The following is a 19629-nucleotide window of genomic DNA, read 5'->3' as shown; positions in this document are numbered from 1 at the left end:
CGTCCTAATCTTCGCGAGGTGCCGAGTGCACTACCTATTAGCACGGTCGCGGTGGCGATTAGGACGGTCGTCTTTTGGAAAAATCGCATATTTCACTAAAACAACCGGTCCGAAAGTGCTTTTTCGACCGGAAAACAATCGTCGGGAAGACACTTCTCGAAGCCTCAAAAGGAGGTTTTCAAGACGTTTTTTACAATAAGCCCCCTCCTTTTTTTACTCCTGTTGCCACTTTTTACATCTTCGAATTACAAAAAAAGGATCACAATCAGACTACGCGACATTATCCGATTTACGCTTTATGAACCGTTCATATTTCTCCCAGTTAAAACCGGAATAACCTTTCCCATCCTTCGGAATACGAATGGTTGTCAAAGAAAGGCAGTTATTAAAAACATCTTCGCCAAAGGTTTCAGGAGCTTTTGAAGACATAAATTCTATTTCTTTTAGTTCAAGACAATTAGAAAACACCTCATCCCCAATAACCTTTACGGATTTGGGGATGAGAACGGACTCCAACCTTGTATAAGAAAAAGCTCCATTTTTAATAATCTCGACTAATTCGGGGATGGAAACAGACCGCACACCACTATGCGAGAAAACACCAACTTCAATCGTTGCCAACGAAGAAGGAATAACCACCGATTCAACATTCGTGCCATAAAAAGCAGCTATGCCAATACATCCCAAGTCTGCATCTTTGGAAAAATAGAGAGACGATAGATTTTTACAATCCAAAAAAGCGACACTATTAATGATTTGCACCGAAGCCGGAATAGTCACAGATCGAAGCGCAGTCTCGGCAAAAGCCAAACTTCCTATCTCTTTTAAACCAAAACCTGAAAATTCCACAGACAACAATCGCCTGCAATAACGAAATGCACGCTCATCAATCACCATCACCGATTCCGGAATGACCACAGCCCTAAGAGCAGTAAGAGAGAAAGCCCCTGCCGATATTTTTTTGAGATCAATGCCGGGTGCAAATTTCAACGATGACAAATGACGACATTCAAGAAATGCTGCTTTTTTTATTACCCTGACTGAAGCAGGTATAGACACCGAAACAAGCGAAGTTTGAGAAAAAGCCCATTCGCCAATAATGCCCAATGAGCTTTTTTCTGCGAACGTCACAGATGATAAGCGTAAACATTCTTTGAAAGCGGAATTTCGGATCTCTTTTACTGAAGCGGGAATAAAGACTGACCGCAAATCAGTCTTTCTAAAAGCGTGTGCCCCAATCATCTTTAATTTAGAACCTGGCGTAAACTGTACGGTTGACAAACGCATGCATCTAAAAAACGCAGCCCCTCCAATCGTATCCAAAGAAGCCGGTATCTTAACCATTTGAAGTCGTTTCATATCTTGAAAGGCATAAACAGGGATGCTTCGTACTCCCTCCGCAATTTCAATTTTTGTCACAGACTGCCTCTGCCCGCTATTCGCATCGTTCCACTGTACAAAGCCATCAGCTGTCAGAATTGTCAATTTGCCATTTGTCAAATCATATCCGGTTTCTTCTGCTTTTAAATAACTTTTAGGCATCCACAACAAGAGAATAGCCAGTAAGAAACGCAAAAAAACAAAGACTCTATTTCTTCTCATAATCTAACCATATTAATTTAAGTTCAAAAAATCCATTAAGTTTCATAACAAGGCTATTCACTTATTTATCTGCGAGATGGCATATATCGGACAAATATGTACATGACGTACCGCACCCTCTTCTATAGGGTCCGTATAGTCAAATGTTCCAAAGTTTTCCAGAGAGCATCGCACAGCTTCTGTCAAATGTTTTTCACGCATAAAGTACCAGAGACTCTTCATGCCGCCTTGTGTTCCGGCCTTTACCTCTATGGGTAAAACAGCCAGACCACGTGACGTTACATAATCAATTTCTGCTAAAGAATTTTTAGCTTGACGCACCCAATAATAAAGGTCGTGACGAATGTTGGGTGATAGATAGTGCAAAAGTTCCAGCCCAACAATCATTTCAGCCATAGGGCCTTTGTTTACTAAATCAGAAACACCGGATGTCAGAATATGAGTAGTCATTTCGCTGATGTTACCCAAGGTCATGTTAAGAAGCCGAAGCATCAATCCACTATCCAGCAATAACATCTTGCGGTAAGCGTTATTCGCCTCACTTCCAAGGGGAAGTCCGTTGGCATCGGTATGTGCCACAGGGATGATAATACCGGCTTTCACCAACAGTTCCAGGGCGTTCTTCACTTCATTAGCTTTATATCCGCTGCCGACTTCTGCATAGACAAACTTCTTTGTCGCTTGTACAGCAGCACTTCTCATAGTGAGTCGAAGAAGTGCAGGCTCCACTTTTTTCCGGTATTTAGGAAAATCGTCTTCATAACCAGAGAGAATATCATCCTGTACTTCCTGACATTGTAAAAAGTCGTGTGTCTCTATCCATTTAGCCACCGATTCAGGCATACCACCAATAATCATATACGTGCGTAACAACTGCACTAACTTTTCATGAAGAGGCTGGGGAAGTGGAGATTGTGCTGTTGCTCCGTTTCGTGCATTCAACAGCAATTGCTCTCCATTGGCAGAAAGGAATTCGTCAAATGTCATGGGGTACATAAACATCGAATGGATACGTCCTACACCAAAGGTTGGCAGTTCATCAAGTGCAAACTCCAAAAGTGACCCGGCAGCTATCACATGTAACTCCGGAATATCCTCTTTAAAGAACCGAAGTGACATAATAGCTTCCGGGCATTCTTGTATCTCATCAAGAAATAGTAAAGTCTTGCCAGGAGCAATAACTTGGCCGTACATTGCCGCCATTTGAGGCATGATACGCTTTACGTCAAGATTGCTTTGAAAAAGGACTTTGTATTCAGGATACTTTTCAAAATTTATCTCTACATAGTTCTCGAATCGTTCTCCAAGATGTCGTACAGCAGTCGATTTACCTACTTGACGGGCACCTCGAAGTAATACTGGCTTATGGCTTGAGCGCGAAGCCCATTCTGCCAGATATGTATCTATTAGTCTGTTATAATACATGATGATAATTGCTTATTGTTCAGTTGCAAATATAAAGATATTATATTATCCAAAGAAATAAACCAGCCAATATCAACATTATCCAAAGAAATAAATCGACAAAAAGACAGAAAATCCAAAGAAATAGCCAATACCGACTATTTGAACAACATCGGCACAAACTCCGACAAGTAAATACGCCAGTTGCGCCAGATGTGGCCGCCGTCTGTTTCGTAGTAGGTATAGGGGTAATGATTATCATCGAGGAGTTTGCGGTAATCAGTGTTTGCTTTATACAAGAAATCGGTCTTGCCGATAGCGATCCAATAAAGAGCCGGCTTCTTGGCAAACTGCACGCTTAGCTTTTTCTCCATATCCTTATATACAGGTGATTCCACATCTTTGCCCGGCCAAATGGCGGCTGAATACAAACCGACATAATCGAACAAATCCGGGTATTGTTTGGAGATATGCAAAGAGTGGTAACCACCCATCGACAAGCCGGCAATGGCGCGGCCGGACTTATTCTTGACTGTACGGTAATTCGCGTCGATAAACTTCACGACATCCGGAAAAGCCGCTTCGAAAGAGCCTTCCATTGTCTTAGGCAATTTAGTCGTCGGCGGCACCAGTCCCAGGGAAGATTCACCGGGAGCCGCTTCCAAGGCCGCGTTGCCATTCGTCATAACGACAATCATCGGTTTTGCTTTTCCCTCGGCAATCAGGTTATCCAAAATCTGAGTCGCGCGTCCTAATGTCACCCAGGCTTCCTCATCTCCGCCCATACCATGCAGCAGGTAGAAGACCGGATATCGCTTGCCGCTTTTCTCATAACCGGCCGGCGTATAAACAGTCATCCGACGGGTCGTTCCTAACGTCGGGCTGTCATACCACAGGCGGGAAACCGTTCCGTGCGGTACGGCATTCACCTTATATAAATCTGCGCGTCCCCCACCGCTGATAAATACATTCATCAGCGATGACACATCACGAATCAGATAGATATTACTGGGATCCGGCATCTTCAAACCATCCACGATAAAAGAATAGTTATACAGTTCAGGAGCCAGCGGTTCCGGTGTGGTATATTCCCAGACACCCTCCGGCCCCTCTTTCAAATCGGCAACGGAAGGATTAGACAGAAAATCGCCGGTTACCTGTACCTTTATCGCTTTAGGTGCACGGAAACGGAATGTAACCGTATTGTTTTCATGGATTTCAGGAGAGACAAGTGTTCCACCTCCCCAAAGCGACTGTTGTGCAAAAGCAATTGTGCTCACCAACAGAGCAATAAATAGTGTCAATACTTTTTTCATAATACTACAATTAAAATTAGTCTTCAGAATTATCTCATCAAAACTACACGTTTTTTCCATAGGAAGCAACTAAATGATTGACGACTTTCAGTCGGACAACGCTTTATCATCTCAAAACAACCGGAAACAAGCTGTCCAGATTGGCATCTCGGAGTTTTTTTGAAAATAATTGAAAGATTTTCTTCCTTTTATTTGGTTTACATCATAAACCATTTTATATTTGCAGCGTGCAGGTGAGAAACGCGCAGCTCCTTGCACTTTTTTAATCCATATATGGTTTATATTATAAACTTATTTATTCACGAATCAAAAGAGTAAAGAGATGAAAAGAATTATAGCAGCAAGCATTTTGGCGCTGATTTTCAGTTGCAGTTCAGTAATGGCACGGACAATCATTGTAAAGGTGAGTCATGTGCGGGGTGATAAAGGGAATGTCATGGTCATGGCCCAACAGGGAAAAGAGAGCAAACCGGTTTACGGAATGGCTAAAGCGGAAAACGGGACAGCCATCGTCAAATTAGAGAATGTAGAATGGGACGAATTCGAACTATCGGTTTTCCACGACGAAAACGATAATTGGAAAATGGATTTCACGGAAGACAAAAAGCCGGCCGAAGGCTACGCAATGAAGAGTTGCAAACCGAAGCAGGACGAAGAGACAGTCAGCCTGAAATTGTATTACCCGACCAACGAATAGAGCCATGAAAAGAGTTTTACTCCTGATCCTGCTGGCTATGGCAATCCTTCCGGGGAAAGTCCACAGCCAGGCAGGCACGGTGACCTACTCCGGCCAGATACACAATTCCGGAGGAGATGCGATTGACTATGCGACTGTTGTCCTTCTGCAAGGCGACAGGCAAATAGCCGGAGGGACAACCGACGATGCGGGGAACTTCGCATTGAAGGCTGACAAAGGGGATTATACATTAATCATACAATGCATCGGATATGAAACGGAACGAAAGCAGCTCCGGCTATCCGCCCCTACCCGCGAAACCTTTATCCTGCAACCGGCGGCTTATGCCCTGAAAGAAGTAGTCGTACAGGCAAGGGAAATCGAGCGCAAGGCCGACCGCTTCATCGTCAACATCTCGCCCACCAGCGGAAAAGACGGAACGGAATTGCTCTCGCAAGCACCGGGCGTATGGCTATCAGACGACCAGATATCCATCAACGGCGCTTCGGGCACGAAAGTATTTGTCAACAACCGGGAAATCAAATTGACCGGCGAAGAACTGCTCTCTTATCTGCGTTCCCTGAAATCGGAAGATATCAGGCAGATCGAGGTGATACCGGTTGCCGGAGCCGAATACGACGCCAGTACACGTGGCGGAGTCATCCGTATCGCCCTACGGCGCAGGCAGGATAACGGTGTGCAGGGAAACATATTAATGGGTACAGCCGTTGCCTCTTCGCTAAACCGCTATATGCCGTCTGCCAGTCTGAATGCACGCATAGGGAAATGGAGTATTAACGCCGCCGCTTCCGGAATTTTCACTCCGAAGGATAAGAGCGATATGAATTCCATCCGCTCATATACGACAGACGACACCCGCTTCTCCAGCCTGTCCCGGTTTGAGAACCGATCGAATTACGGAACCGGACGTCTCGGTATTACCTGGGATGCGGATACCCTGAATAGTTTCGGAGCGGAAATCGAATATATCGGACAGGGCGCAAAGGCGAATTCTTACAGCCGGACGGAGCTGGTAAAAGGAAATTTCCCGGTCAACAGCATGGGGGAATATTTCCAGAGAAACGAATACAACACGTTTACGGCCACGGCCAACTACCTGCATAAACTGGACAACCAGGGTTCACTGATCAAACTCATTGTCGACTATGCAGGTAAGAAATCAACGGGTAACAATGATTATTTCGTCCTCAGGCAAGCTATGGGAGGACAAAGCGACACTACATACAGAAGTAATGCCGACGCGACCTACGACATTGTCACATCCGACCTGTCCCTTTCCCGATACCTCAAAAAAGGGATGTCGCTGAAAGCCGGTATAAAATATACGTTTACCGATATGAACGACAACTCGTGCTACGAAGGCTTGTCCGGACACTTGTGGGAACCGAACCCTGCTTATGGATACGTCCTCAACTACCGGGAAAACATCATCGGCGGATATGGCTCCTTTTCTGCAGGGACAGGCCGCTGGTCTTTCGTCGCAGGGCTGAGAGGGGAATACACACGGACGTCGAACCGCAACGACAACATCCGCCGGGACTATTTCGACCTGTTCCCGAACCTGAATGTTTCCTATGCGTTCAACAGTCTGAAAACGTCTATGCTTGTCGGGCAATACTCCCGGAATATCGAGCGGCCGGCGTTCCATTCTCTCAGTCCCAATCACATCCAACTATCGGACTACAGTTACCAGATAGGAAACCCGTATCTAAAGCCGACTTATATCAACCGTTTCAACTTAACGTGGGTGTACCAGTACCGGTATACGGTGACAGTGGGCGGGAACCTGCATCACAACCTCATCCGCGAATTTTGCAAACAGGATGCAAACGATCCGGACATTTCCTATATCACACCCGAAAACCATAGCACGGAAAATCACTGGTTCATTGCCGTCAATCTTCCGTTCCAACCGGTTCGCTGGTGTAACCTGACTGCCAATTTCATAGGTGTGAAACAAGATATCAGGATGTCGGAGTCGGCCGCTTTAGCCAAACACTACCTGATGTTTGCCAATGCCACCGCGACCTTCTATCTGCCTGCCGGTTACAATATGGAAATTCAATACGGAGGAGCAAGCCGCCTCTATTCCGGAAACAGCGAAGTGGCGCCCCGTCATACGCTCGGCTTCACGCTACGTAAGAAATTCATGAATGAAAGGTTGCTCGTCACGGCTGGTGTCAACAACATCTTCAACCGCTATAACAATTACGTCAACAACCTGGATGCTTACAAAACCGAGTCCCATTACAAAGAGGGCAGTGCCGGACGCATCTTCAAGGTTTCGCTTTCATGGAGTTTCAACAGTGGGAAGAAAGTGGCGAAGAAGACGATAGAGCGCAGTTCGGAAAGTGAATTCAACCGGCTAAAAGAAAAATAGAATAAAAAATATAAAGAGATAACATAAACCACATTATCTTTGAACGGAATGTGGAAGGAATAAAAAGAAAAAAGATAAAATCATGGAAGAAAAAAGATTAACAGAGAAAGAAAGTCTGGAGCTTATCACACAGATGATTCATTCCAGCAAACAGAACATGGAAGTCGGCAACGGAAACCAGTTTCTATATTGGGGATATTGCACGGCCGGGCTGTCCATCGCGTTGTTCGTCCTGATAACCCTGACCCACTCATTTATATGGACCTGGGGCTGGATGTTCCTATTCGGAGTATGGCCGCTTATCGCTTACAAGAAAAGGCAGAAGCCGGCGGCTGTCGTCACCTATACAGACAAAGTAATAAACCAGGTTTGGCGTGTGCTGGGCTGGATGTTCGCTTTTACTTTTATCACATCCGGCGTAATTGAAATCCTCTTATACCGGCAGGCAGATTTCATCATCATGTTGCCTTTATCCTTGCTTTACTGTGGCCTCGGCGTTTCGATTACGGGCATTATTATTCAGGAACGTTGGATGATTTATTCGCCGATAGTCGCATTTGTCTTTTGTATTTATATGCTCACAATGCTGATACACGATGAGTCGGTAACCCTCTTATGGTATCTCTATTTCGGATTATCGTTTGTAATTATGATGATTATTCCGGGACATATCCTTAACCATAAAGCCAAACAAGCATGTTCAAAGAATTAGACCCTCTACTCCACTCGCAGTTACGGCTGGCCGTCATGTCCATCCTCCTCTCGGTAGAGGAGGCGGACTTTGTCTATCTGAAAGAAAAAACAGAGGCCACCGCCGGCAACCTGAGTGTACAGATAGACAAACTGAGCGAAGCCGGCTACATCGAAGTTGAAAAGAGCTTCGTCGGAAAGAAACCCCGGACGACTTGCCGGATCACGCCTGTCGGCCGACAAGCGTTCGAAGATTATGTAAATGCGTTGAAGGGATATATCGATATGTAAAAGGCAAGAGCTATCCCCTATTCGAAGTCAGCCGGATAAGCCAACAATTGGTACATCAGCGCCTTTGCCATCCGGTAATGCCCGTCGGCATTGGGATGCAGGCGGTCCGTGTCTTCTTTGTGGAAGTAGCGGGTATGGGAATCATTTACGGGATAAAGTCCGCTGATGCTGTTCAGGTCGATAACAGGAACGGCCCAGACATTGGCGGCTTCCTTTATCACGTCGACGTACGCATCGACATACAGGCCGATCCGGTTCGGGTAGGATTCGTCCGGCTGGATATTATTGTCACTGAACCTGGCATATCCGCGATGTATCGGTGTCAGCAGGATAATCTGCTTGGTCGGATAGTTCGTTTTCAGATAAGACATGACGCGGTTGATACGCCCCCGGAACGTCTGTCCGTCCATTTGCAGCGTCCGCCGTTTACGTACCTCCTGTTTGGGGCCGGACACCTCGACCGGTTCGTCCTTCTCGGTGTACCACTCGCCTAAAGGGACACCGGCATTATAGTCGTTCGTTCCGGCAAAAATCAGGATCGCGTCGATGTCGTCTCCCCGCTCCGCCTGCAATTTCTCTGCCTGTCCCAGTACTCCGTCCCATTGGTGGCCGTTAATGCCGTAAACAAGGGATTCCAGGCCTAAGAGTTCCGAAAGATACTGCCAATAGTTTTTCGCCGTCCCGACATGGATTTTATCGGTTATCGAATCGCCCAGAAAAGCGACTTTCTTTCCTTTCCACTGATTGGAGACAGGCACTTCCTGAACTTGCGGCAGCACATAAACCGTACACGGATAAACATCTGTCGACAGCAACAGGGCGGATAATAACAAAGCGGAGTAACGTATATGCATATCGGTTCTATTGATTGAGATTAACTGAAAACACAAAGATATAAAAAAATTTACCGTACCTTTGTCTGATTCTTATTTAATTATATCTATGGAAATTGCAGCATTAGTATCGGGAGGAGTCGACAGCTCCGTAGTAGTCCACCAGTTGAAAGAGGCAGGATATGATCCTACCATTTTCTATATCCGCATCGGAATGGAAGACAAGGACGGATATATAGACTGCCCCGCCGAAGAAGATATCGAGATCACCTCTTATATAGCCAAGAAGTACGGATGCCGGTTTGAAATCGTCTCTTTGCACGATGAATATTGGGATCGCGTGGTGAGCTACACCATCGACTCCGTCAAGCGCGGCCTCACTCCCAACCCGGATATGATGTGTAACAAATACATCAAGTTCGGCTGCTTCGAAGACAAATGGGGAAAGGATTTCGACAAGATAGCGACAGGCCATTATGCCACGACGACCGAGATCGACGGTAAAGTATGGCTCTCCACCGCCAAAGACCCGGTGAAGGACCAGACCGATTTCCTCGGCCAGATCACTCGTTTGCAGATACAAAAACTGATGTTTCCAATAGGCCACCTGATGAAAAGCGAAGTCCGCGCCATCGCCGAACAGCAGAAGTTGCCGAGCGCCAAGCGGAAAGACAGTCAGGGTATCTGTTTCTTAGGTAAAATCAATTACAATGATTTCATCGAGCGCTACTTAGGCAAACGTACCGGAAAAATCGTGGAACTGGAGACAGGCAAGGTGCTGGGCAAGCACAACGGCTATTGGTTCCACACCATCGGACAGCGCAAAGGTTTGGGTCTGAGCGGCGGTCCCTGGTTTGTCATCAAAAAGGACATCAAGCGGAACATAATCTACGTCTCCAACGGTTACGATCCGGAAACGCAGTACGGCAAGACAATCAATATGCACGGCTTCGACTTTATCACCGAAGACCCGTGGGGTGACTTTACGGACGAGAAAGAAATCACGTTCAAGATCCGCCACACGCCGGACTTCACGCCCGGCCGCATCCGCCGTATCGGCGACCTGTATCGCATCGAATCGGACAACAAAATACAGGGAATCGCTCCCGGGCAGTACGGCGTAGTGTACGACAAAGACCACCATCTTTGTCTCGGCAGCGGTATGATTATCGATGAAGAAAAATAGACGGATTGTCGATTATTATTATATGGAACACATTCCGATCTGTTTTAGGCTATAGATTAAACCAATAGTTCATCTTGACCATAAACGTATTCGTTGCCGGAAGGCCGAACATACGATCCAGGTTATTCCCCCAACCGGAGAGGTATTTACTGTCGCGGTTCGACATCCTGTGTTCCCAGACAAAATACAAGGTCGAACCGGGCAGATATTCCCAACGGGCTACCAGATTGGAACGGAACTCGTTAAAGCTGAAATCCGGTTTGTTCTTTATAACGGACATTTCTTCATCCGACAACGGACGGAAACGATCTTCATAAGTATGGGAAGTCGTATTCGTCATCGACTTGAAATCCTTGAATTTAGCCGTAGAAGTAAACGGTGAGCCGTAGAACTGTATCGTAATATCAGGCGTTACGTTCACCTGCAGATTCATTGTCAGTCCATACGTCTTCTGGTCCATGTGAGCTGTCACATAAGGCGCTGTGCTGCTTTCGGGTGTAGCCTGTACAAACTGCATATTGTCCGTATTCCAGGCATAATTCAACTGTCCGGACAAATAGATATGGTTTCCCAACCGGAATGTCAGTTCCGGCGTAAATGTGTTAAGGCGGTTATACCCGTCCAGATTATAGTTTCCTTCATATTGCAGCGTCAGCCGCACCCGTTTTGCCTTGTCTGTATTAAATTTGACAGAGGTAAGGAAATAAGGGTTGAACCGCACGTCCGGTCCTCCCCGAAGCAGGCGGCTGTCCAGATTGTTCCAGCAGAAGGTTTCCGACACGATCAACTCATACCGGCTCATCGTCATCGTCTGCCATTTCAAAGCCAGATGGTTATAAAAAGGCGTCCCGCCGTAATTCCATTGATTCCGTTGCGTCAGGGTGAAAGCGTTATAGCGGAACATCTTCCAGATATCCGTCTGCCGGTAAGCGATCTCCGTTTCATTAGACAGGTTATCGGTTTGTTTCAGATAACCGATATCATTGAGGTCGAAGCCCGGAGACGACCAACTAAACGTCTCGGCAAAAGCCCATTTGGCATTTCCTTTCCGTCCTAATTTCAGATAACCGCCCGTGCCGCTCAGTGAACGACGTTCCGGGTCGACACCCAGATAATCGGCGGAAGACGAACGCTGGTAATAGTGCACGGCGTTTTGCTGCAATGCACGGATCGCCTCCTTGCTTCCATTCAGGGAACTCACCATTGCTTTGGCTTCAACATAATATAAGCGGTTCTTGAAATACTGCGTAAAATCGATCCCTGCCGTAAAGGCATTACTGACCATGAAGTCTTTCAGATGCGGCTCGTCCAATGCACGGTTTACCGACGTGATCATTCCTCCCAACAGCGTATTTCCTTCCCAGTTTTTCTGTACACGGGCAACGGTGTAATTGGTCAAAGGCTCGACCACGACTTTATCTTCCATCCCGTTAAGCGTCACCTTCGATGAAGATTGCGCTGTCAGGCTCTGTACGACCCCGATCGTTACGCCTTTGCGGTTCGTTCCCGTCAGCTTCAAAGCGCCGATAATGGGGATATTCTCTTTCCGGCTGGCAAAGCTATTGACGTTATCGATACCGGGAGGCGTATAGGAAGGAGCGGCACCGATACGGCGCGTGTAAAACATCATGTCGCTGCCGTTGGCAAAGTCCAGAATATGCTTTCCTTCGAGGAAGAAAGGACGTTTCTCGTCGTAAAACGTTTCGTAGGCCGTCAAGTTCATCACCGAAGGGTCCAGTTCCACCTGTCCGTAATCGGGGTTTATCGTCATATCCAGCGTAAAATCGGACAACGCAAATTTGGCATCCAGACCGACATTACCGCCCCAGCTATGCCCCTTCTGGTAAGGGCTGCCGGGAATCTTCGGCTCGCTCCGGTACTTGCCCATCACATAGGGCAGGAACTCTATTCCGCGCGGTTTCGGCAGATCGGTCATGCCGTGCATTTCCCCGAAAGAGAACACATGCCCGTTATTCTTCAAGGGGATCATGCTCCAGTTCTGCACTTCGTTATTCCGCCTGATAATGCGGCGAACATGAAGCCCCCAGATGCCGTCGACCGACGCTTGGTTGTAGCGAAGCTGGCTGAAGGGGATGCGCAATTCGGCCGTCCAACTCGAATCCGGCAGGTTTACATGCGTCCTACCTTCCCAAACAGCGTTCCAGCTCCGGTTCACATTCAACTTATCCGTCACAATCAGGTCGGTCTTATTCCCGCCCAGGTTAATATTGAACTCCGGGGCAGCCCTGTAGTCATGGTATGTATCGAAAGCCACACTGATCAGGTCTCCCATACTGTTGTCGTCGCGGTTCCCGATGAAACGGTTCATCTTTCCGGGAACAGCATCTTTACAATACACGCCTACGTATATATATTTATCGTCATAAAAGAGCTTTACCCGCGTAGGAGAAGGTGATATTTCACGCTCATAAGGAATGATCTGCACAAAACGGTCGGACCATTCCCCCTGCTCCGTCCAGAAGGATTCATCCAGCTTTCCGTCTATCACAGGTTTGACACCTGTAACTTTCGTCACATTGTAAATACGTTTGTAAGCATCTTTGAAAGGAACAATAGAATCCTGTTGTCCATAGCCGAATGTACAGACTGACAAGAGGAGAAGATTCAAGAGATAACGTTTTTTCTTCATGGTCTAAAGAATTAAGCGAGAAGGCCATCGCCCTTTTTCACGCTCACAAAGTTAGCAATTATACGGAAATAAAAAAGGCCGCACATCCTAAGATCGCAGCCTTTTTTTATAATATTGAAACTAATTAAATAGCATACAAAGAGCTGATAGACTCACCGCTGCATACGCGACGGATCGCTTCGGCAAACATATCGGCTATTGAAAGGACTTTTACCTTTTCGCATTTCTTTGCATAAGGAATAGAATCGGTAAAGATCATTTCAGTCAAAGCTGATTCGTCTACACGTGTGGAAGCCGGGTCTGACATAACAGCGTGGCTGGCGATAGCGCGTACGGATTTAGCTCCGTTTTCCATCATCAGGTTAGCCGCTTTCGTAATCGTACCGGCAGTGTCCACCATGTCATCAATCAAAAGAACGTCCAATCCTTCCACTTCACCGATGATACGCATTTCTGCAACTTCGTTGGCGCGCAAACGGGATTTGTGGCAAATAACCATCGGCAAACCGAGATATTTGGAGTAGCTGCTGGCACGTTTCGTACCGCCGACATCCGGTGTAGCGATACACAGGTTATCCATCGGCAAAGATGTTTTAATATAATCCAGGAATACTGAAGATGCATACAGGTGATCCACCGGGACATTAAAGAATCCCTGAATCTGGTCAGCATGCAAGTCCATTGTGATCAAACGGTTGATACCGGCCGTACTCAACATATCGGCAATCAGCTTCGCACCGATAGATACACGCGGTTTGTCCTTTCTGTCCTGACGGGCCCAACCAAAATAAGGAATTACTGCGATAATAGAATGTGCAGAAGCACGTTTAGCCGCATCAATCATCAGGAGAAGCTCCATCAGATTATCCGAGTTAGGGAACGTTGATTGTACCAGGAAAACATCGCGGCCACGAATAGACTCTTCGTAAGAAACGGAGAACTCTCCATCGGCAAAATGTTGAATGTTCATCTGCCCCAGCGGACAACCAAGACTTTTGCAAATTTTCTCTGCAAGATACCGGGAGTTGGTTCCCGAAAACACCAAGAAAGGAGTTTGTGCACTCATTATTCCGAATATTTATCTTAAGTAAATAGATTTGAATTGTGGGTGCAAAGGTACAAAACAATTGACAATGAACAATGGACAATTGACAATTATCAAAAAAGTAATTATCAATTGTCAATTATCCATTATCAATTCAATATGTAAATTTCAGTAAACGACCTGAATAGGCCGGCAAGACCACCTGGTAAGGCCAGGCTGCCGTCAGCGTACTGACAGTGCTTTCTCCCGTCATCAAATCGGTCAGGACTGCCGCCTTGTTGTCTTCGAAATCAAGAGCCTTAAAAGCCCCGTTCGGAATCTGGACGCGCACCGTCTGCTCCGCCTTGTCGAAATTAACGACTACCAACAGGACTTCATTCTTATACTTACGCATAAAGACAAACTGGCGATGCGGGTTAAAATACGGATTGCTCATATTGGCATACATCAGGTCGTAGAAAACGCCTTCCGTTATGGCCGGCTCCGATTTGGCAATATTTAAAATCTTTGCATAAGCTTCACGCAACTGGCGTTGCTCTGCCGTCAGCTTTCCTCCGTCGAAAGCGCCTTCATTGATCCAGTTACGCAGACTGGCAACACTCCAGTAATCAAAGATTGTCGTCCGTCCGTCACGCCCACTGAACCCTTCGTCATCCATACCCGGCTCTCCCAATTCCTGCCCGCTATAGATCATCACAGGGTTGGTATTCATCATGGCCGACACGATCATTCCCGGGATACCCGGACGCGGATCGCCGGCGAAGAAATAAGAGGCGACACGCTGTTCGTCATGGTTTTCGAGGAAATTCAGCATATTCTGCTGGATTCCTTCAAGCGACTTCCAGCAAGTGGAAATATTACTTGCCGGAGCCTGGTTGCACATGACGGCCCGTACCGTATCATAAAGCCCGACCTTGTCATAGAGGTAATCGAAATGCCCGTTCTGGATATAATTACGGTATTCCGCCGGATTGTAGACTTCAGCGATAAAGCAGACGTCATGCGCTTGCTTCACCTTCGGAATCACCCAATTCCAGAACTCCACCGGGACCATTTCCGCCATATCGCAACGGAAGCCGTCCACACCTTTTCCTGCCCAGAACAACAGGATATCGAGCATCTTCACCCAGGTGTTGGGTACCGGATCGAAATGCGGTGTACGGCCGTTCAGGTAATCCACACCATAATTCAACTTGACCGTCTCATACCAGTCATTCCGCCCCGGACAAGCATCAAAACGGTCGTTGCCTGTCACCTTGGCGGGAAATTCGCTGTATTCGAAATCTTCCTGCTGTGCTCCGAACGGCAACGAGAGAGTCTGCCCCGGTACATAGTAAAAGTTATTGTTCGGATCGAACGCTTTCGAGGTATTGTCTTTCTGTCCCAAATCTTCCACATACGCCATCTTGGCATCCGAATGATATTGGCGGGCTACGTGGTTGGGGACAAAGTCGAGTATCACCTTCAGGCCGGCATCATGCGTCCTCTTGACCAATGCCTCAAATTCATCCATCCGGTCAGGCACCTGGCCTGCCAAATCGGGATCGACATCGTAATAGTCTTTGATTGCATAAGGCGAACCGGCATTTCCTTTAACGACAGCCGAATGGTCTCTCTGTATCTGATAAGCCGTATAATCGGTTTTCGTCGCATGTTCGATAACTCCGGTGTACCACACATGGGTAGTGCCCAATTCTTTTATTTTAGATAAAGCAAGAGGCGTAAAGTCTGAAAATTTTCCAACTCCGTTTTCGGCTTTACTGCCGTTCTTCACCAAGGATGATTTCAGATTTCCAAACCAACGTGGAAAGACCTGATATATGACTATCTTATTCGTCTGTTTCATTGCGCTATTTGTCTACTTAGTTTAATTTGGTAAACACAGGAACGTTCCGGAACGACTACGGCATTAAGGCATTGTTTCGTCTCGCCATAATTGCGTTTACCAAGGTTTCATACTTATTTTCTTTTATCACGATCTCGAAAGCCCGGACAGCCGCCGCATATCCGATATTGGCGATCTGTTCCACATTCTCGAGATCAAACGTTTTATACATGCCGAATTCTTCGGCTTCAATCAATACATCACACATTTCACGGTCTTCCAGTGTATTGGCCCGGAACATATAATGATAAGAACGCTCGGCAATATGATAGAGCGTCTGCTTATATTTTTGCGGTATCAGCGGACTGACGTTCACGCCGATGATACGCTCACATTCCTCACGTATGATGGAAACCGGGAAATTATGGAAAAGACCTCCGTCTACATAATGCACTCCGTTTATCACAACCGGGCTGAAGATAATCGGAATACTACAAGAAGCCGTTACCGCCTCGACGATGGGACCGCTACGGAACTCATGGCTCTCCCCATTATCGAGATCGGTAGCCATGACAACCAAAGGGGTTTTCAGTTCTTCAAACGTTTTAGCCCTCAAATGACGCCGGAGGAAATGGCGGAACCGCTTGCTGTCGAACAGTCCCGATTTCGGGATCTGCAACTGGGCGAATTCCGAAAACTCGCGGCCGGTAAACAGTTCTTTTATCTCGTCGGCCGTATAGCCGTCGGCGAATAAGGCCCCCATCAACGAACCGACACTTGTCCCGACAATAACATCCGGCTTCAGACCGCACTCCTCCAGCAATTTAAAAACTCCGATGTGGGCAAAACCTTTCGCTCCTCCGCCACTCAGAGCCAAGCCAAGTTTATAGGTCTTATGGTTCGTTTCTTCCGTCATTTGCGTTTTAATTCTTATTCTGTGACAAATATGCTGTTTTTTTTAGAATGAAACATTATTATTTCCGAAAAAGTTTCTCCACATCTTTATTTTCGTTATATTTACGGGAGGACAATGAAGCTTCGTAAGACACTAAGTGTCAAAACGATTAAAACCATATTAAATTTAAATCTCATTGCTATGATTACACCTATTTTTTGGATCATACCGGTAGCATCTATACTTGCTCTGGTATTTGCCTGCTTTTTTTTCAGGCAGATGATGAAAGAGAGTGAAGGGACCGAGTTAATGGCAAAGATAGCCCAGCATGTCCGTAAAGGGGCTATGTCGTACCTGAAACAGCAATACAAGGTTGTCGCTTCGGTATTTCTCGCCCTGGTGGTTTTATTCTCCATCATGGCGTATGGATTCGGGGTACAGAACGAATGGGTGCCGATTGCTTTCCTTACCGGAGGCTTCTTTTCCGGATTGGCCGGATTCCTGGGGATGAAGACAGCGACTTATGCTTCCGCCCGTACCGCCAATGCCGCCCGTTCTTCATTGAACAGCGGTCTGCAGGTTGCTTTCCGTAGTGGTGCCGTAATGGGATTGGTAGTCGTAGGGCTCGGCCTGCTGGATATTTCGTTCTGGTATATACTGTTAAATATATGTATTCCGGCAGACGCGATGGATGCCACGCATAAACTGACAATCATAACAACCACCATGCTGACCTTCGGGATGGGCGCTTCCACACAGGCGCTCTTTGCCCGCGTCGGAGGCGGTATCTATACGAAAGCGGCCGATGTAGGCGCCGACCTCGTCGGGAAAGTGGAAGCCGGCATCCCGGAAGATGACCCGCGCAACCCGGCGACTATTGCCGACAACGTGGGGGATAATGTGGGAGACGTAGCCGGTATGGGCGCCGACCTCTATGAATCCTATTGCGGTTCCATCCTGGCTACCGCCGCCTTGGGAGCTGCGGCTTTTGTGGCTTCCGGGAATGTGGAGATGCAATACAAAGCGGTCGTGGCACCGATGCTGATTGCAGCGGTAGGGATCGTACTGTCGATCATCGGAATCTTTGCCGTCCGCACGAATGAAAACGCAAGCATCCGCCAGCTGTTGAAAGCATTGGCGATCGGCACGAACCTCAGCTCCGTATTAATCGCCATTTCGACTTTCGCGATTCTTTATCTGTTAGGCTTGGATAATTGGTTCTGGATCAGTTGTTCGGTTATCGTCGGGCTACTGGTCGGCATCGTGATCGGGCAATCGACCGAATACTATACATCCCAATCTTATAAACCTACCCAACGGGTATCCGAAGCCGGGCTGACCGGACCGGCAACCGTTATTATCTCCGGGCTCGGACTGGGTATGTTATCTACAGCAATCCCGGTTTTGGCCGTAGTTGTAGGTATTATCTGTTCTTTCCTCTTCGCATCCGGATTCGACTTCAACAATATCGGCATGGGGCTGTATGGCATCGGTATCGCAGCTGTAGGTATGCTTTCGACATTAGGTATCACATTGGCTACGGACGCTTACGGACCTATCGCCGACAATGCCGGAGGCAATGCGGAAATGTCCGGCTTGGGTAAAGAAGTGCGCAAACGTACGGATGCGCTCGACTCGTTGGGCAACACTACCGCCGCAACAGGCAAAGGATTCGCGATCGGCTCGGCAGCCTTAACGGGCCTGGCTTTGCTGGCATCCTACGTGGAAGAGATAAAAATAGGATTACTCCGGTTAGGTGAAACGGTCCTGCAATTTGCAGACGGCAGGGCTATCGAAGTATCGAAAGCCTCCTTCTCCGATTTCATGGTCTATTACGATGTCACACTGATGAACCCGAAAGTGCTGGCCGGCATGTTCTTAGGTTCCATGATGGCATTCATGTTCTGCGGGCTCACGATGAACGCAGTCGGACGTGCCGCCGGGCATATGGTGGAAGAAGTACGCCGCCAGTTCCGCGAAATACCGGGAATACTGACCGGGAAAGCAGAACCGGACTATGCCCGCTGCGTTGCCATTTCAACCAAAGGCGCACAAAAAGAGATGGTTGTTCCTTCCCTGTTGGCTATTATTGCTCCGATCATTACAGGACTGATTTTCGGCGTTACCGGAGTGGTAGGGCTGTTGATTGGCGGCTTGAGTACAGGTTTCGTATTAGCTATCTTTATGGCAAATGCCGGAGGCGCTTGGGACAATGCCAAGAAACATGTGGAAGAAGGCAACCACGGCGGTAAAGGAAGCGACGCCCACCGCGCGACTGTCGTAGGCGACACGGTCGGTGACCCGTTCAAAGACACCTCCGGCCCCAGCCTCAACATCCTGATCAAATTGATGAGCATGGTCGCCATCGTCATGGCAGGACTGACGGTAGCATGGAGCCTTTTCTAAATTGGGAAAGCGCATTATTTGCCAGAACTGAACTATCCCGTTCCCGCGCTCCGACGCGGGATCACAGAGGAACAGGCTTTATCAAAACTTGTAAATGATGATTTAGGATGCGGCAGGCTGTTTTGCGATCCCGCGTCGGAGCGCGGGAACGGGATAGCTCACTTTTTCTTAGTTTTGGACCTTCTGCAAATTGAAAAATATACATTAACCCTCTGTTTCGACTGTTTTTCTATTTCGTCCGAAATCTTGATCGATTTTGGTTTGACTTTTTTCACGGTTTTAACCCACTCAGGTAACAACAGAGAAAGTGAGGTGCCGAGCCCATCCCCAAAAGCGTGCAATTTGATTATCGAAAACAGGAAACACCGGCAAAGTGATAAAGCTTAACTCCCGGAGAATCGAATATTTG

14 protein-coding genes are annotated in these 19629 nt (G+C 47.3%); 6 read left to right on the top strand and 8 right to left on the bottom strand.

Annotated features, from left to right (window positions below; genetic code table 11):
* Nucleotides 1–270 precede the first annotated feature (270 nt).
* From DWU89_RS18970 to DWU89_RS18960, 3 genes are all read right to left on the bottom strand, one after another.
* On the bottom strand, nucleotides 271–1602 hold the full coding sequence (locus tag DWU89_RS18970) for a leucine-rich repeat domain-containing protein (protein ID WP_115501201.1): 1332 nt from the start codon (nucleotides 1600–1602) through the stop codon (nucleotides 271–273).
* Nucleotides 1603–1659: 57 nt separating this feature from the next.
* Entirely contained in the window at nucleotides 1660–3027 is a 1368-nt protein-coding gene (locus tag DWU89_RS18965) for an ATP-binding protein (RefSeq protein WP_115501200.1), read from the bottom strand.
* A gap of 137 nt (nucleotides 3028–3164) precedes the next feature.
* On the bottom strand, nucleotides 3165–4322 hold the full coding sequence (locus DWU89_RS18960; protein ID WP_115501199.1) for an esterase: 1158 nt from the start codon (nucleotides 4320–4322) through the stop codon (nucleotides 3165–3167).
* A 322-nt stretch (nucleotides 4323–4644) separates the two neighbouring features.
* Between DWU89_RS18960 and DWU89_RS18955 the strand changes: the two genes are divergently transcribed.
* The 4 genes from DWU89_RS18955 to DWU89_RS18940 all read left to right on the top strand — a co-directional run bounded on the left by DWU89_RS18955 (nucleotide 4645) and on the right by DWU89_RS18940 (nucleotide 8380).
* On the top strand, nucleotides 4645–5019 hold the full coding sequence (locus DWU89_RS18955; RefSeq protein WP_115501198.1) for a DUF2141 domain-containing protein: 375 nt from the start codon (nucleotides 4645–4647) through the stop codon (nucleotides 5017–5019).
* Between the two features lie 4 nt (nucleotides 5020–5023).
* Nucleotides 5024–7399 carry an outer membrane beta-barrel family protein gene (locus tag DWU89_RS18950; protein WP_115501197.1) on the top strand — a complete coding sequence of 792 codons (2376 nt, stop codon included), beginning with the start codon at nucleotides 5024–5026 and terminating at the stop codon, nucleotides 7397–7399.
* 82 nt (nucleotides 7400–7481) lie between these two features.
* A complete protein-coding gene (locus DWU89_RS18945; RefSeq protein ID WP_115501196.1) occupies nucleotides 7482–8111 on the top strand; it encodes a hypothetical protein in 630 nt (209 codons plus the stop codon).
* Nucleotides 8096–8380: a winged helix-turn-helix domain-containing protein gene (locus DWU89_RS18940; protein WP_115501195.1), complete on the top strand. Its 285-nt coding sequence runs from the start codon at nucleotides 8096–8098 to the stop codon at nucleotides 8378–8380. Before DWU89_RS18945 ends, DWU89_RS18940 begins: the two co-directional genes overlap by 16 nt.
* Nucleotides 8381–8397: 17 nt before the next feature.
* On the opposite strand, the gene DWU89_RS18935 is transcribed toward DWU89_RS18940, so the two are convergent.
* Complete coding sequence (locus DWU89_RS18935) at nucleotides 8398–9234, bottom strand: SGNH/GDSL hydrolase family protein (RefSeq protein WP_115501194.1); 837 nt, start codon at nucleotides 9232–9234, stop codon at nucleotides 8398–8400.
* 88 nt (nucleotides 9235–9322) lie between these two features.
* Here DWU89_RS18935 and mnmA point away from each other — a divergent pair, with 88 nt between their 5' ends.
* Nucleotides 9323–10399 carry a tRNA 2-thiouridine(34) synthase MnmA gene (gene mnmA / locus DWU89_RS18930; protein WP_115501203.1) on the top strand — a complete coding sequence of 359 codons (1077 nt, stop codon included), beginning with the start codon at nucleotides 9323–9325 and terminating at the stop codon, nucleotides 10397–10399.
* 49 nt (nucleotides 10400–10448) lie between these two features.
* Here the strand turns inward: mnmA and DWU89_RS18925 are convergent, their stop codons facing one another.
* From DWU89_RS18925 to DWU89_RS18910, 4 genes are all read right to left on the bottom strand, one after another.
* A complete protein-coding gene (locus DWU89_RS18925) occupies nucleotides 10449–13049 on the bottom strand; it encodes a DUF5916 domain-containing protein (RefSeq protein WP_222940372.1) in 2601 nt (866 codons plus the stop codon).
* Between the two features lie 124 nt (nucleotides 13050–13173).
* Nucleotides 13174–14115 carry a ribose-phosphate pyrophosphokinase gene (locus DWU89_RS18920; RefSeq protein ID WP_115501193.1) on the bottom strand — a complete coding sequence of 314 codons (942 nt, stop codon included), beginning with the start codon at nucleotides 14113–14115 and terminating at the stop codon, nucleotides 13174–13176.
* A 133-nt stretch (nucleotides 14116–14248) separates the two neighbouring features.
* Entirely contained in the window at nucleotides 14249–15940 is a 1692-nt protein-coding gene (locus DWU89_RS18915) for an alpha-amylase family glycosyl hydrolase (RefSeq protein ID WP_115501192.1), read from the bottom strand.
* Nucleotides 15941–15995: 55 nt separating this feature from the next.
* Nucleotides 15996–16835 (bottom strand): patatin-like phospholipase family protein, encoded by an 840-nt coding sequence (locus DWU89_RS18910; protein WP_115501191.1) that lies wholly within the window; start codon nucleotides 16833–16835, stop codon nucleotides 15996–15998.
* Nucleotides 16836–17015: 180 nt separating this feature from the next.
* Here DWU89_RS18910 and DWU89_RS18905 point away from each other — a divergent pair, with 180 nt between their 5' ends.
* Entirely contained in the window at nucleotides 17016–19220 is a 2205-nt protein-coding gene (locus DWU89_RS18905; protein ID WP_115501190.1) for a sodium-translocating pyrophosphatase, read from the top strand.
* Nucleotides 19221–19629 lie beyond the last annotated feature (409 nt).

The sequence above is a fragment of the Parabacteroides acidifaciens genome (genome assembly GCF_003363715.1).
In the GTDB taxonomy this organism is placed as follows: Bacteria; Bacteroidota; Bacteroidia; order Bacteroidales; family Tannerellaceae; genus Parabacteroides; species Parabacteroides acidifaciens.
This window is presented reverse-complemented; position numbering and strand designations above follow the sequence as displayed.